At 44.4% G+C, this 14,581-nt stretch carries 15 protein-coding genes; 14 read left to right on the top strand and 1 reads right to left on the bottom strand.

Annotation, left to right across the window (positions count from 1 at the left end; translation table 11 throughout):
• The 10 genes from atpF to JL57_RS06715 all read left to right on the top strand — a co-directional run bounded on the left by atpF (position 1) and on the right by JL57_RS06715 (position 9,651).
• A complete protein-coding gene (gene atpF, locus JL57_RS06670; RefSeq protein WP_034141273.1) occupies positions 1–498 on the top strand; it encodes a F0F1 ATP synthase subunit B in 498 nt (165 codons plus the stop codon).
• Complete coding sequence (gene atpH / locus JL57_RS06675) at positions 495–1,061, top strand: ATP synthase F1 subunit delta (RefSeq protein ID WP_034141274.1); 567 nt, start codon at positions 495–497, stop codon at positions 1,059–1,061. The genes atpF and atpH overlap by 4 nt, the downstream gene beginning before the upstream one ends.
• A gap of 4 nt (positions 1,062–1,065) precedes the next feature.
• Entirely contained in the window at positions 1,066–2,574 is a 1,509-nt protein-coding gene (gene atpA, locus JL57_RS06680) for a F0F1 ATP synthase subunit alpha (RefSeq protein WP_034141275.1), read from the top strand.
• Positions 2,575–2,598: 24 nt separating this feature from the next.
• A complete protein-coding gene (atpG, locus tag JL57_RS06685) occupies positions 2,599–3,444 on the top strand; it encodes an ATP synthase F1 subunit gamma (protein ID WP_034141276.1) in 846 nt (281 codons plus the stop codon).
• A 36-nt stretch (positions 3,445–3,480) separates the two neighbouring features.
• Entirely contained in the window at positions 3,481–4,878 is a 1,398-nt protein-coding gene (gene atpD / locus JL57_RS06690; RefSeq protein ID WP_034141277.1) for a F0F1 ATP synthase subunit beta, read from the top strand.
• Between the two features lie 3 nt (positions 4,879–4,881).
• The gene (locus JL57_RS06695; RefSeq protein ID WP_034141278.1) at positions 4,882–5,289 is read left to right on the top strand and encodes a F0F1 ATP synthase subunit epsilon; all 408 of its coding nucleotides are present in this window, start codon (positions 4,882–4,884) and stop codon (positions 5,287–5,289) included.
• A gap of 248 nt (positions 5,290–5,537) precedes the next feature.
• Positions 5,538–6,203: a hypothetical protein gene (locus JL57_RS06700; protein ID WP_034141279.1), complete on the top strand. Its 666-nt coding sequence runs from the start codon at positions 5,538–5,540 to the stop codon at positions 6,201–6,203.
• Between the two features lie 339 nt (positions 6,204–6,542).
• Positions 6,543–7,793, top strand: coding sequence for a UDP-N-acetylglucosamine 1-carboxyvinyltransferase (gene murA / locus JL57_RS06705; protein WP_034141280.1), 1,251 nt, complete (start codon positions 6,543–6,545; stop codon positions 7,791–7,793).
• Between the two features lie 132 nt (positions 7,794–7,925).
• Positions 7,926–8,867: a stage II sporulation protein D gene (spoIID, locus tag JL57_RS06710; RefSeq protein ID WP_034141281.1), complete on the top strand. Its 942-nt coding sequence runs from the start codon at positions 7,926–7,928 to the stop codon at positions 8,865–8,867.
• An 82-nt stretch (positions 8,868–8,949) separates the two neighbouring features.
• Positions 8,950–9,651 (top strand): M23 family metallopeptidase, encoded by a 702-nt coding sequence (locus JL57_RS06715; protein WP_034141328.1) that lies wholly within the window; start codon positions 8,950–8,952, stop codon positions 9,649–9,651.
• Between the two features lie 94 nt (positions 9,652–9,745).
• Here JL57_RS06715 and JL57_RS06720 read toward each other — a convergent pair whose 3' ends face one another.
• Positions 9,746–11,407 (bottom strand): ribonuclease J, encoded by a 1,662-nt coding sequence (locus JL57_RS06720; RefSeq protein ID WP_034141282.1) that lies wholly within the window; start codon positions 11,405–11,407, stop codon positions 9,746–9,748.
• A gap of 514 nt (positions 11,408–11,921) precedes the next feature.
• On the opposite strand from JL57_RS06720, the gene JL57_RS06725 reads away from it, so the two are divergent.
• The 4 genes from JL57_RS06725 (at position 11,922) to mreB (ending at position 14,479) form a co-directional block, all read left to right on the top strand.
• Positions 11,922–12,317, top strand: a complete 396-nt coding sequence (locus tag JL57_RS06725) for a nucleotidyltransferase substrate binding protein (protein ID WP_034141283.1) — start codon at positions 11,922–11,924, stop codon at positions 12,315–12,317.
• Positions 12,314–12,628, top strand: a complete 315-nt coding sequence (locus tag JL57_RS06730) for a nucleotidyltransferase domain-containing protein (RefSeq protein WP_034141284.1) — start codon at positions 12,314–12,316, stop codon at positions 12,626–12,628. The genes JL57_RS06725 and JL57_RS06730 overlap by 4 nt, the downstream gene beginning before the upstream one ends.
• Positions 12,629–13,031: 403 nt before the next feature.
• Positions 13,032–13,280, top strand: coding sequence for a sporulation transcriptional regulator SpoIIID (spoIIID, locus tag JL57_RS06735; RefSeq protein ID WP_009619498.1), 249 nt, complete (start codon positions 13,032–13,034; stop codon positions 13,278–13,280).
• Between the two features lie 203 nt (positions 13,281–13,483).
• Positions 13,484–14,479, top strand: a complete 996-nt coding sequence (gene mreB / locus JL57_RS06740; protein WP_034141285.1) for a rod shape-determining protein MreB — start codon at positions 13,484–13,486, stop codon at positions 14,477–14,479.
• Positions 14,480–14,581: the final 102 nt, after the last annotated feature.

Genomic DNA, 14,581 nt, shown 5'->3' on the forward strand with positions numbered 1-14,581 from the left:
TTGGGTGGGAATCCTATTCAATTTGACTATACGGTAGTGGCTACGGTCTTATCTTTCCTGTTGCTCGTTTATTTCCTTAGTAAATTAGCATGGAAACCGCTGATGAAAATGATGGAAGAACGGCGGACAAACATTGAAAACATGCTTGCTTCGGCAGAAAATGAACGTCAACAGGCTGAGAAAATAAAACGCGAGTATCAAGAAGAAATGCGTAAGGCTCGCCAGGAAGCTCAGGAAGTGATCGCTAAGGCAACAAAAGTTAGCGAAGACCGTGCGAAAGAAATTTTAACTGCTTCTCATGTAGAAGCTGAAAAGATCAAGAAATCTGCCCTTGTGGATATTGAACGCGAACGTGATCGGGCGATCTCTGAGGTTAAAGCTCAAGTCGCCGATATGTCAGTCTTAGTTGCTGAGAAAATCATTCGTCAGAAGCTTGACATGAAGGGTCAAGGAGAGCTCATTGAACAATTCATTCAAGAAGTAGGGGAAATGCAATGATAAATGGATCACTTGCTCGAAGGTACTCCCAAGCCTTGTTTGAAATCGCCTCCGAGACGTCCCTGGATTCGATTGATAGCGATCTGCGAGAACTTACAAAGCTCGTTGAAGAAAATGCAGAGGTTAAAGGGGTATTGCTTCATCCGCATATTTCGCTCAGCGTCAAGAAGTCGATTATGGAAAAGTTATTGGGAGAAGATTTTGGCGAAGTAACGCGTCGTTTCTTTTACTTGTTGATTGATCGGAAAAGGGAGAATCTCTTACCGCTCATTCAACGTGAGTTTTCTCGACTGGCGGATGAAGCGCGCCAAGTTGTGGAAGCGAAAGTAGCCAGCGCCATAGAACTGAGTACTACTCAGCTTGACGATCTCAAGAAGTCCATTAAGCGAATGACAGGGAAAGACGTCCGCATCATCAGCGAGGTTAGAGCTGAACTCATTGGTGGGATTCTTGTGCAGGTCGGAGATCGCGTGATGGATGGCACCATTGCCCATGCTTTGAACCGAATGCGTGTGGAGTTACGTAGAAACTCAGAGAAACCTCAGGAAGTAGGGGTGAAATAACAGGATGAACTTGCGTCCAGAAGAAATAAGTTCTATTATCAAACAACAAATCGAGAACTATGAGACGTCTGTCGATATCGTCGATGTGGGAACCGTTATCCAAGTTGGAGACGGAATTGCCCGCGTTTATGGCTTAGAAAAGGCCATGGCTGGTGAACTCTTAGAGTTTCCAAACAGCGTTTACGGTATGGCGATGAACCTTGAAGAAGACAATATCGGTTGCGTTATTCTTGGCTCTTTCTTAGGAATTAAAGAAGGAGATCAAGTCAAGAGGACTGGTCGGATCGTGGAAGTCCCAGTGGGCGAGGCTTTGATTGGTCGAGTCGTTAATGCACTAGGACAACCCATTGATGGCAAAGGAGAAATCGTGACAAGTAAGTTTCGTCCGATTGAATCCATAGCCTCCGGCGTTGTATCTCGAAAATCCGTCCATGAACCTGTGCAAACGGGTCTGAAATCAATTGATGCTATGGTACCTATTGGTCGCGGTCAGCGTGAGTTGATCATTGGTGACCGTCAAACTGGTAAAACCGCAGTGGCCATCGATACCATTATCAACCAAAAAGGGCAAGACATGATTTGTGTTTATGTCGCAGTCGGACAAAAAGCATCGACAGTTGCCAGCGTTGTTAAGACGCTAGAAGACCACGATGCCATGAAGTTTACCATTGTGGTAGCAGCTACTGCATCTGAACCTGCACCGATGCTCTTTATTGCTCCTTATGCTGGCTGTGCAATGGGCGAGGAGTTCATGTATAATGGCAAACATGTCTTGATTGTTTACGATGACCTTTCTAAACAAGCGGTGGCATATCGTGAACTATCCCTGCTTCTAAAACGCCCACCCGGACGTGAAGCATATCCTGGAGACGTTTTCTATCTGCACTCTCGCTTATTGGAGCGAGCAGCGAAGCTGTCGGATGAACTTGGTGGCGGGTCGATGACTGCGCTCCCAGTGATTGAGACTCAAGCGGGTGACATGTCAGCCTATATTCCTACGAATGTGATTTCCATCACAGATGGTCAGATCTTCCTCGAAGCTGACCTCTTCAACGCTGGCTTCCGGCCTGCAATTAATGTTGGTATTTCCGTCTCACGGGTAGGGGGTTCCGCACAAATCAAAGCGATGAAGCAAGTCGCAGGACAACTTCGTTTGGATCTCGCTTCATATCGTGAGTTGGCAGCCTTTGCTCAGTTTGGATCGGACTTGGATAAAGTCACCCAAATGCGACTCACGCGTGGTCAGAGGACACTGGAAATTCTTAAGCAGGGTCAGTATTCACCTTGCCCTGTTGAAGAAGAAGTTGTAGTAATCTACGCGGCAGTTAAAGGCTTTATCGACGAAATTGACGTAGATAAGATCGGGAAATTTGAAGAAGAATACCTGCGCTTCATGCGCTCCGTGAAGGCTGACCTGATGGAGAAGATTCGAACTGAGAAGGCACTCTCTAAGGAAATGATCGCCGAGCTTGAAAAAGCGATTAATGAGTTCAAGCAGGGGTTTTTGGCCTAGAATAAAAAGGAGTAGGTGAATGAGGTGGCAGGAACACAAGATATTCGTCGTCGGATTCGCAGTGTTCGCAATATGCAGCAGATCACAAAGGCGATGAAAATGGTTTCCGCGGCCAAACTCAGAAAAGCCCAACTAAAACTTAACGCTGCCCGCCCCTATGCTCGCCAATTGCAAGGGGTCTTAGAACGCCTTGCACAGGCTCCAGTGGATGTCCTTCATCCGCTCTTGAAAAAAAGGCCAGTGCAAAAGGTAGTTTATGTGCTAATAACATCGGACGGTGGTCTTTGCGGAGGGTACAATGCGAACCTCATACGCAAGACTAGTGGGCTGATTTCTGAATCACAGCAGCCGGTTAAGTTGGTGACTGTAGGCCGCAAAGGTCGAGATTTCTTCCGACGCGGTAAAATTGAGTTTTTGGCTGAGTATACGAAACTCGGGGATAACCCGAGTTATAACCAAGCCAAAGAGATTGCCCAGGAAGTGGTTCGCCTTTATGAGCAGGGCGAAGCAGATGAGGTGTATATCCTATATACCGAATTCGTCTCAGCGATGACCCAGAGGCCCTCGCAAATCAAAATCCTTCCGATCGAACAACCTGAAGGGAAACAAGGCAAACAGTACATTTTTGAACCGTCTGCTGAAGACATTCTAAACAGTCTGTTGCCGAAGTATATTGAAACGCAGATCTTTCGGACGATCTTAGAAGGAAAAGCGAGTGAGCAAGGGGCTCGAATGACGGCAATGAGTTCGGCTACGGATAATGCCAAGACTATGATTGATAAGCTGTCGCTGGCGATGAACAGAGCCCGACAAGCAGCGATCACGACAGAAATATCCGAAATCGTCTCGGGAGCAGCTTCCTTAGAATAAGCTGCCGGAAATACCCAAAAAGGAGGTTTCGCGCCTGTGAATATCGGCAAGGTTTTGCAAGTTTTGGGAGCGGTAGTTGACGTTGAGTTTAAGCCCGACCAACTGCCGGCAATATATAGCGCAATTCAGATTAAGGTTCCTGAGCAGAACCTTAACATAACCTTAGAGGTCGCTCAACATCTTGGAAATAATACGGTACGTACTGTTGCAATGTCCTCTACGGATGGCTTGCAACGGGGTATTGATGCAGTCGACACTGGGGCACCCATTACGGTACCTGTGGGCACAGCAACGCTTGGGCGCATGGTTAGTGTCTTAGGTTTGCCTATTGACAACGGAGGAGAAGTCACCTCCGACACCCATTATCCGATTCATCGACCAGCTCCAGCCTTTGCGGATCAAGAGCCTTCGACACGGATTTTGGAAACTGGAATTAAGGTCATTGACTTACTCGCTCCGTACTCTAAGGGTGGAAAAATTGGACTCTTCGGGGGTGCCGGAGTAGGCAAGACAGTACTCATCATGGAATTGATCAATAATATTGCTAAAGAACATGGTGGGCTTTCCGTCTTTGCTGGTGTAGGTGAACGTACTCGTGAAGGAAACGACCTTTGGAACGAAATGAAAGAGTCCGGCGTTATTGACAAAACGGCGATGGTGTTCGGTCAAATGAACGAGCCTCCGGGTGCTCGTCTTCGTGTAGGCTTAACGGGACTAACCATGGCGGAGTACTTCCGCGATGAGCAAGGCCAAGACGTACTGCTCTTTATTGACAACATTTTCCGATTCACACAAGCAGGTTCTGAGGTTTCGGCCTTGCTCGGTCGGATGCCATCGGCGGTTGGATATCAGCCGACCTTGGCTACGGAAATGGGTCAACTCCAAGAGCGGATTACGTCCACTCGCAAAGGATCGATCACTTCGGTACAAGCAATCTATGTGCCAGCGGATGACTTGACAGACCCCGCTCCAGCTACAGCCTTTGCGCATTTGGACGCCACGACAGTTTTGTCCCGTTCAATTGCTGAAATCGGGATTTACCCAGCAGTGGACCCCTTGGATTCTTCATCACGGATTCTTTCTCCTTTAGTGTTAGGAGAAGAACATTATACTGTGGCGAGACGTGTTCAGCAAATCCTCCAAAAATATAAAGAGTTGCAAGATATTATTGCTATTCTGGGTATGGATGAGCTGTCTGAAGAGGAAAAACTGATTGTATTCCGAGCTCGTAAGATTCAACGTTTCTTGTCCCAACCGTTCCATGTAGCAGAAGCATTCACGGGTTCGCCTGGAAAATATGTGCCCTTGAAAGAAACGATTCGTGGCTTTAAAGAAATTGCGGATGGAAAATACGATCACTTGTCTGAGGCCGCCTTCCTTATGGTTGGACCGATCGAAGAAGTGATCGAAAAAGCCAAGACATTGGGGGAATAATCCATGGCAGGAACATTCTCACTCCAAATAGTCTCTCCTGAAGGGAACGTCTTGAAAGAAGATGTTGAGTTTGTTGTTCTTCCCGGTGGAGCAGGTGAATTAGGGATTTTACCGAATCACTCAGCTTTAATCGCGGGACTGGATGTCGGCGTCATACGCTACACAAAAAACGGTGACATCAAACGTGCTGCAATTACGGGCGGGTTTGTTGAAGTCGTTGATAACACAGCGACAGTCCTTGCGGATACGGCTGAACTGGCTGAAGCAATTGATCTCACTCGTGCTGTAGAGGCCAAAGAGCGAGCTGTGAAGCGCTTGGCGGCGCGGAACAATGAAATCGACGTACGTCGCGCGGAGTATGCTTTGCGTCGAGCCGCTGCCCGAATTAGTGCCTCTAGTGACAATAAATAAACAAAGTACGCTGAAGTAGATTCTTTACTAGATCTCTTTAGTAGCCTAACTGCATAAACAAGAAAAGGGTCCCTAATTTGGGCCCTTTTCTTGTTTATGCTAGGGGTCTTGCTAGAGCTTGGCACCAGCAAAATCGTGTTATTAAACTCAGGCTTTCACTAAAGAAAAAAATAAACTCAGGGTATGTTAGCTTTCTCACTATTTGGTAAAACTAAAGTTAAGCTTATAGTATGAGAAAGAGGCCTCAGATGTTTATGGGTTTAACACTGCCGCAATTCCATTTAGCCAGAAAAGGTGTATTATTAATAGTAATAGGTTGCCTTATGCTTATCGGATTTAAGTCTTGGGTTATTGAGGGAGTCTTGCAAAGCAATCAGCCAGTACATTCATCAACTACAGCAGCACCTTTGTTACTTAATAACGGAATGGTGCAGGCACAGGAAGCCGAGGTTAGTATCATACTCTGGTCTGAGGATGGAACAATACCCATTGAACTATGGACACAACGTCCGATGCCAGATTGGAAATGGTCTCATGAAGAACAGCTGACAAAACGTGGGAATAGCGCGGCGACGCTAACTGGACATCGGGTTATTGATAAAACTGAAGAAAGAATGTTATATACTTGGTATACGACGATCTCTCCGATTCTTGCTAAAGAAGGTGTAAAAATCTATTTGGATGAACGGATTCCTGAGGCGATCGATATTTCAGGCTATTTATGTCAATCTAATACCCTTCCATCTCAATGGTTCCTTCTAGATAATATGGTTTCGATCGCAGGGTACCAGAGCAATATAGGTACGAGCGTCATGGCTGGACAAGACAAGATAAATATTCAACTTCTTAGCCGAGGGCAAAATACTGATGGACAGACTGTTTTAGCGATTCCAGCGCTCCTAAAAGAATTCTAGAACCAGCTGGAGAAAAAAGTCGAAATTAAGCAGGAAAAATGGCCTAGCAAAGAGAATATTAACAAGTCGGAAAAATAATCAAAATAGGAAATAATAAAGATAAGAAACTTGGCTGGCGCCAAGCCTTAGCGAAGGGGATCTCATCTCGCCAACGGCACCTTGCCATCTTGGCGATGGTCCCTAAAATCGCCATCACTGCGCTCCAACCTCGAACATCTTTGTTCGAGTCAGAGCTGTGTTCTAGATTCGAACATCCAATTCGAGTCTCGGCCAGAGGCTGCCAAGTTGCACTAAAGTTATACTTTCTGACTAGTACTGAACAGGGGGTGTCTTCAGAATTTGAGTAAGCTCACAATTACAGGCGGCAAACCGCTTGAAGGAACAATCACAGTGAGTGGGGCCAAGAATGCTGTCCTTCCAATAATAGCGGCAAGTTTACTCTGTGCCGAACCCATTCAACTGGATGACGCTCCAGATTTGTTAGATGTTAACATAATGAATCGAGTTATATCGGCATTGGGTGCAAAGGTAGAGCGGAAAGGCTCAACTCTTTACATCCAAGCCCAAGAGATAGATTGTATTGAGGCACCCTACGACCTTGTATCTCAAATGAGAGCGTCTATTGTTACTATGGGACCGCTACTTGCCCGTAAAGGTCATGTTCGTATTTCGCATCCTGGGGGCTGTGCCATTGGATCCCGCCCAATAAATTGGCATTTGAAGGGTTTAGAGGCTTTAGGGGCAGAGGTCAAAATGGATCATGGGTTTTTAGATGTTTCTACTAAGGGTTTAAAAGGTACTCGTATATATCTGGATTACCCTAGCGTGGGAGCTACTCAAAATATAATGATGGCAGCTTCTATGGCCCAAGGAACAACTTTGATTGAGAATGCAGCACAAGAACCCGAGATTGTCGATTTGGCAACGTTTCTGAACGAGATGGGTGGAAAGGTGCGTGGTGCAGGTACCAGTATTATCCACATAGAAGGGGTTCGTGAATTCCATGGTACTACTCATACAGTCATTCCTGATCGTATCGAAGCTGGAAGTTTTCTGCTCCTAGCAGCGGCAACTGGAGGAGACGTCTTAGTTCAAAATGTGATTGCGGATCATCTTAAGCCCTTAATTGCCAAAATGGAGGAAGCAGGAATCCGCATGGTGGAAGAAGGAGACGGTATACGGATAAGGGGAGATGGAATATACAATTCAGTCGACATTAAAACTCAGGTTCACCCCGGTTTTCCCACGGATCTTCAGGCTCCCTTTATGGCATTTCTGACTAGAGCAAGAGGCACAGGGTTAATTACTGAAACTGTTTTTGAAAACCGCTTTATGCATGTCGATGAGCTAAAACGTATGGGAGCGGATATCAAGATTGAGGGTCGGAGCGCCATTGTTCAAGGGATTCAGCGCATAAATGCAGCACCTGTTACGGCGACAGACTTGCGGGCAGGAGCCGCCTTAATCCTGGCAGCCTTAACCGCGGAAGGGACGACAGATATTCGAGGGATTCATCACATTGATCGAGGTTACGAGAAAGTGGAGGAGAAGCTCTCGCGCCTGGGAGCCAATATTACACGCGCGGATTAGGGGTAAAATGAAAGAACAAGAAGTAGATTATTCGATTATTCTACTCTTGTTCTTTTTGTATTCCTAGTATGCCATATTCCATAATCCTTCTGCATAGATTTAAGCAAATGCTTGTACCGCAGGAGGGCTATTATGAAAAAAGAATGGGTTTGGCTCATTGCACTATCACTATGTATTATTTTTATAATACCCTGGAGTGTTGTACGTTGGCAAACAGAGCAGGAATTAGAGAATGATGTGCAAATACGGGTTTTGATGCCCAATGGAGGGGTTGAAACACTCTCACTTGAGGATTATCTCATAGGCGTGGTTGCTGCAGAGATGCCTGCCGAATTTGAGGTCGAAGCCCTAAAAGCTCAAGCAATTGCAGCCCGGACCTATGCTGCAAAAAAGTTAAGCCAAAATAAACTAATCGATGCGAACTATGATGTAGATACGACGGTACTAACACAGGTATGGTTATCTGATACTCAGATGAAGAATCATTGGGGATGGCTTAACTACTGGAGGTATCGGAGTAAATTAGAAAAGGTTGTTGTGGCTACGCGTGCGCTGGTTCTCGTATCAAAAGGGGAATATATCGATGCTCTTTACCATAGTAGTAGTGGAAGAAAGCCCACTGAACGGTCGGAAGAAGTATGGAATTCATCCCGTGACTATTTGCAAAATGTTAGTTCGGGTGAAGAAGATCCACAACGTTATGTCAAAACAGTGACCTGGACACCTCAGGAACTTTATAAGAAACTGGGAATTAAAGATTTACCGAGAGCTTTTACTTCAGGGGATTTCCAAACTATAGGTCGAACGTCGGCCGGAAGAGTAAAAAGCGTACGAGTGTTGGGAAGAGTCTATCAAACGACCCAACTCCGTACCTTAATGGGACTCTCGTCAACAGATTTAGAATGGGTTGTACAACCAGATCGCCTGACAATCACGACATATGGTAACGGACATGCAGTGGGAATGTCACAGTGGGGAGCCAACGATTTAGCCAAAAACAATAGCAATGCGGAGGAAATACTGGCTCATTATTATCCAGGAACAAAGCTAATGAAGTTAGGTTATATGCAGTAAACTTTCTAACTACAATAGTATTGAGGATACTGGTTTGTCTAAAAAAATATTATTGGGCAAGGCTAGTATAGAGGTGAGTCAATTGAAAAATCGTAAACTTTCTACAAGCGGGGTTTTAGTTTGGAGCTTTTTCATTCTTATAGGGAGCTTAATTGTATACATAGGATATCGAAGTACACTGTCAGAATCTGTCCATAATAGGTCGCCAATAACTAATCAAGTAGCTCGAGCCGTGTCAGTCAATGCAGTTCCGAATACAGGAACTGCAGGAGAAAACGAACTATTGCAAAGTGAGACGGAAGACCGCCCAAATATCAACCAAGAAGATCAAGAAACACAGAAAGAGTTAATGCTTGTATATGGGGAGAATAATAATGAAAAGGTTTGGGGACTAAAGGATGCACCTTGTCCAGTAAATGGAAATGTCTTGCGAGGAATCGGTAATTATTATTCTGAGTCTTTTGGGGATTATCACTTTCATGCAGGTGTTGATTACGCAGTATTAGAAGGAACCGTGATTCGGGCTACGCAAGGAGGAAAAGTTACCTTTTCAGGGTTGGATCCTTTACTTGGTCAAAAAGTAACTCTAGACTGCGGAGAAGGTTGGTCGGTCACATACGGCGGACTAGATAACCTTCGGGTTAAAGTAGGGGAAACGGTAGAGGCACATGATGCGCTAGGTCAAGTGGGATTGTATCCGGGAGCGGAAGGGGTTAGTGATCAACCACAACTTCATTATGAACTATGGCATGAGAATGAAATTCAAAGGCCTGAGCACAATTAACCGACGGAAGACCGTCGGTTATTGTATGTAGTATCAGAACGGTCTCTATTTATTGATTAGACTCATTCTGTACAAGCGATGTCTCGTCGAGTTATTAAACTTCTTGAAAAATCGGAATTATCATGGGACGCCTCTTGGTCTTATTATAAAGTTGTCTGCTCACTGCATCCCTAACGTGATTTTGTAAAATGTGTGTTTCACGAATACCATTCTGAAAACCTCTAGCTATGGTCTGTCTAGTGATTGCTTTTACCTCATCGAGCATTAAGTTGGACTCTCGAACATAGACAAAACCACGAGTGACAACATCTGGTCCCGCTAATATGGTGGAAGTTGCGCTATTGAGTGCCAAAATGATGATCAAGATTCCATCTTGGGATAAGAGCGTTCGGTCTTTCATAACACTATTTCCTATATCCCCGATTCCCAAGCCATCAATAAAAATTCGCCCGGCTATCACATTATCAGCTAGCCTTGCCCCATGACGAGTAAACTCGATAACATTGCCAATCTCGGCAACAAACGTATTTTCGCGTGGAATCCCTAGTTGCGCAGCTAGTTCAGCATGTTTCATAAGCATGCGGTATTCTCCGTGGACAGGTATAAAGTACTTAGGTTTTACCATGCTGATCAGTAGTTTAAGCTCTTCTTGGCTGGCGTGACCAGAAACATGCATCTCCGAGACGGATTCATAGATGACTTTGGCCCCTAACTTGAAGAGCTGATCAATATTGCGAGAGACTGCTTTTTCATTTCCAGGGATGGGAGAAGCTGATAGAATCACTGTATCTCCTGGATAAATGGAAATCTGACGATGGCTATGGGCCGCCATGCGGGTTAGTGCAGCCATCGGCTCGCCCTGACTACCTGTCGTAAGGATGCATACTTGATCGGCAGGTAAACGCATGGCCTCGTCGACGTCAATGAGAGTACCTTCTGGGACATCGAGATACCCAAGCTCTGAGGCTATGTCAACAACATTGATCATGCTTCTACCGACAGTAGCGACTTTGCGATGGTATTTGAAGGCGGCGGAGATCGCTTGCTGAAGCCGATTGACATTAGAGGCAAAACTGGCGAAAATAATGCGCCCCTCAGCATCCGCGAAGGCCTTGTCAATGTTTTCTCCTACAACTCGCTCAGACTGTGTAAATCCTGGGCGTTCAACATTCGTACTGTCAGACATCAGGCAAAGAACTCCGTTATCCCCAAGTTCTGAAAACTTTGGTAAGTCAAGGACCCCCCCGCTCACCGGGGTATGATCCAGTTTAAAATCGCCAGAGTGAACGATGGTTCCTAGAGGGGAATGAATAGCCAAACCAACAGCGCCAGGGATGCTATGGCTGACATTTATAAAGTCTACGCTGAACGAACCTAGTTTTATAGTATCTCGGGGCTGAATTACCTGGGTGGTTACTTGTCCCAATTTAGCTTCAGTTAGTTTGTATTGAATTAAACCGATTGCAAGACGTGTTCCGTAAATAGGAACGTTCAAATGTCTCAATAAATAGGGTAGTCCCCCGATATGATCCTCATGACCATGAGTAATTAGGATTCCCAGGATCAGGTCTTTGTTCTCAATGAGGTAAGTATAATCTGGGATAACGAGGTCGACTCCTAACATATCATCGTCAGGAAACGCTAGACCCGCATCGATTATCAAGATCTGATTGTTATAGCGGATGGCGGTTGTATTCTTTCCGATTTCCCCGAGTCCACCGAGGGGAATAATTTGTAGTTTGCTTTCGTTGGTCAAGAAATAGTACCTCCTGCTAAAAATTTGACTCTCTGCCTTCTCGAAGGTGAATTCTAGTCACTTTGGGCTCCTAATAAAAAGGGACAGCTACGCATTTAACAAGCCAGGTGACGGAACACCGACCTTGTTAGTGCTACTTATCCCTACTAGGTGAATTCTTATGTGTCATCTGTCTAATCCCTATAAAACCCCTCGATAGAGGTTATTAGGAAGCTTATAAGAATACGTAAAAATACAAACGCCCACGGTATTTAAAGGTATTCTTAAGGAGTATCATGTCCGTCCGAACCCAATCAATAATCTTACTATATCGTATTGAAATAGTATGTGCAAGATTTTTGCCAGAAGTTGTCCTAGGAAGTGTGCGCTTAAGGGCCTGTCCCTACTAACGCTGTCAGATATCAACCTTGAATATATACCATATTTAGGATAAAATAAATCAAGATGAAAGGGTGGAATTTTAAAGAGATCAAGTATTAGCTAAGAATTTTCAATTAAGGTAGGTGAGAAACTTATGGCTAATGATGTGCGTTGGAAGCAAAGACATGATAACTTCAGAAAAGCAATTTCGCAATTAAAGGAGTTTATCGAAAAACCTGAACTCAATAAATTCGAAAAACAAGGTTTGATCCAATGCTTTGAATATACCTTTGAGCTTGCGTGGAAAACTATGAAGGATTATCTTGAGGAGCAAGGTTTTAACATAAAAAGTCCAAGAATGGCTATTCAGACAGGGTTTCAGATAGAGTTGTTGCAGGATGGGCATGTATGGATTGATGCGCTCGAAAAAAGAAATCTCATGGCCCATACTTATAATGAGAATTTGACAATTGAAGCAGAACGGCTTATTCGTACAGCTTACTATGGGATGTTGCAAGAGCTTTTTTCCACTTTGGAGGGCATGGTATGAATTTCGGACTTCGAGAAGAGGATTTGTCCCATATTATCACAACTATGAAGCAATTTTCTGAGATCGAAAAGGCGGCAATCTTTGGCTCTCGTGTAAAGGGAAATTATAAGCCTGGCTCCGATGTGGATATTGCGATTTGGGGAAATAAAATTTCCTTTTCAACGTTATCAAGGCTTCATGCCATTTTAGAAGAAGAAAGTCCAATGCCATATTTCTTTGATATAGTGGATTACTCGCATTTGAACCATAAAGACTTGAAAGGACATATTGACAGAGTAGGAATAGTATTTTTTACTAGAGATTTAGCTTAATTATAATCGTTTTCTAGGTATCGGTTAGCAAACTGGTACCGTTTATAATTTTGATTAGGTTATTGATTTGGTAAGGCTTCATGTGCTAATTATTCCATCCATATCAAGGATGCCTCGATCGATGTGAACCAATTTGAAAGACTGTTGCAAAAGGCATCTGACATGAATGATAGCGCTTCACTTAAGAGGCTGTTTGGGTATATAGTGGAGATTATCTGGAGGAGGAAGGTTCGCTCAGAGTTCAGTGAGTTTTGCTACTAAAGATTGCCGTATTATAGTTTGAAGCGAGGTAGCGGTAGTTATTCTACAGTATTTACCAACAGAGGACATCCTTTTACGGATGTCTTTTTTGATTGAGCACGCATATAAATGTACTACACTTGTGGACGAAGGAGGGCTCTGCGTGCAAGAATATATACGTAAACGGGTGCTCGATATTGGGACTTACATATTAGAATCGAGTGCGACCGTTCGGCAAACGGCTGATGTCTTCGGAGTATCGAAAAGTACGGTTCATAAAGATGTTACGGAAAGATTGCCCCTGGTAAACGAGAAGTTATCTATGGAAGTTAAGCACATTCTGGAGACCAACAAAGCTGAACGACATATACGAGGAGGCGAGGCTACAAGAAAAAAATATCAAGAAAACTAGCTTATAAGCATAATGTGAAGTAAAATGGATCATGAAGAATTTAAAAAAAACTTGCCATAACTAAAGGGATTATCAAATTAATCACGAATAATTTTAGAAGTACTAACTTATAATAGCGAATCTCCCGAAAGGGAGATTATGCTATTTGTTTATAGTCTATTCAGATGGACAAGCTACAGAGGACGAAAGGGGTATCTCTACTCATGTTTGGAATGGATTTTGGGATAGATTTAGGAATAGATTTGGGGACAGCCAGTGTTTTAGTGTACGCCAAAGGAAAAGGAATTGTCTTACACGAGCCTTCGGTGATTGCAATCGACCGTAATAACAATAAGCGAATAGCCGTTGGTGAAGAAGCGAGATTAATGATTGGTCGAACACCTGGAAATATTGTGGCTGTGCGCCCAATGCGTGATGGAGTCATTGCAGATTATCAGACTACAGAACTAATGTTAAAATACTTTCTCGAAAAAGCAGGCGCGAAGCGTTGGCCATTTTACAGAACGCGAGTTGTTGTGTGTATTCCTTCTGGGGTAACAGAAGTTGAGCAAAGAGCTGTAAAACAAGCAGCCTACCAGGCTGGTGCTAAAGATGTTAAAGTAGTGGAAGAACCCTATGCGGCAGCCTTGGGAGCAGGACTGGATATTTCTGGACCTACAGGAAGTATGGTCGTAGATATTGGGGGAGGAACAACCGATATTGCAGTACTTTCGCTCAACGGTATAGTGGCGAAACGCAGCCTTCGGGTCGGTGGAGATAAATTTGATGAGGCAATTAGCCGCTATATCCGACGTGAGCATAATCTCATGATAGGAGAGCGTACGGCTGAAGAAATTAAGATTGCGGTTGGCTCAGCTATTTCAGAGGGCCGTCCCTGCGTGGACATTGATGTGCGAGGTCGGGATTTAATTACGGGTTTACCCAAGACGATTAAAGTCAATTCCCGAGAGTGTTATGTGGCCCTTGAGGAATCCATTGATGCGATTGTTGCTGGGGTTAAAGAAGTATTGGAGCGGACCCCACCTGAATTATCGTCGGATATTCTTGATAAAGGGATTATCATGACAGGCGGAGGGTCATTAATGTACGGTTTCGATATCCGGTTGGCTCGTGAGACAGGATTGCCTGTGAGTATTGCTGAGGATCCTATTTCATGCGTGGCCTTAGGCACTGGCAAATTATTAAACGGAAAGTTTTAGAGCAGAAAACAGGTTTAATAAACGTAAAAATATCCCGAAATGGTCCGAGGCTAGTGGCTGGATCCGAAATGAGAAATCTTATTCGGGTAAGGTCTTCTTACC

The sequence above is a fragment of the Desulfosporosinus sp. BICA1-9 genome (assembly GCF_000802135.1).

Coding starts and splice junctions, on each gene's coding strand:
- atpA (WP_034141275.1), top strand. CDS start 1,066: ATGAACTTGCGTCCAGAAGAAATAAGTTCTATTATCAAACAACAAATC.
- JL57_RS06700 (WP_034141279.1), top strand. CDS start 5,538: ATGTTTATGGGTTTAACACTGCCGCAATTCCATTTAGCCAGAAAAGGT.
- atpH (WP_034141274.1), top strand. CDS start 495: ATGATAAATGGATCACTTGCTCGAAGGTACTCCCAAGCCTTGTTTGAA.
- spoIID (WP_034141281.1), top strand. CDS start 7,926: ATGAAAAAAGAATGGGTTTGGCTCATTGCACTATCACTATGTATTATT.
- JL57_RS06725 (WP_034141283.1), top strand. CDS start 11,922: ATGGCTAATGATGTGCGTTGGAAGCAAAGACATGATAACTTCAGAAAA.
- JL57_RS06730 (WP_034141284.1), top strand. CDS start 12,314: ATGAATTTCGGACTTCGAGAAGAGGATTTGTCCCATATTATCACAACT.
- mreB (WP_034141285.1), top strand. CDS start 13,484: ATGTTTGGAATGGATTTTGGGATAGATTTAGGAATAGATTTGGGGACA.
- JL57_RS06695 (WP_034141278.1), top strand. CDS start 4,882: ATGGCAGGAACATTCTCACTCCAAATAGTCTCTCCTGAAGGGAACGTC.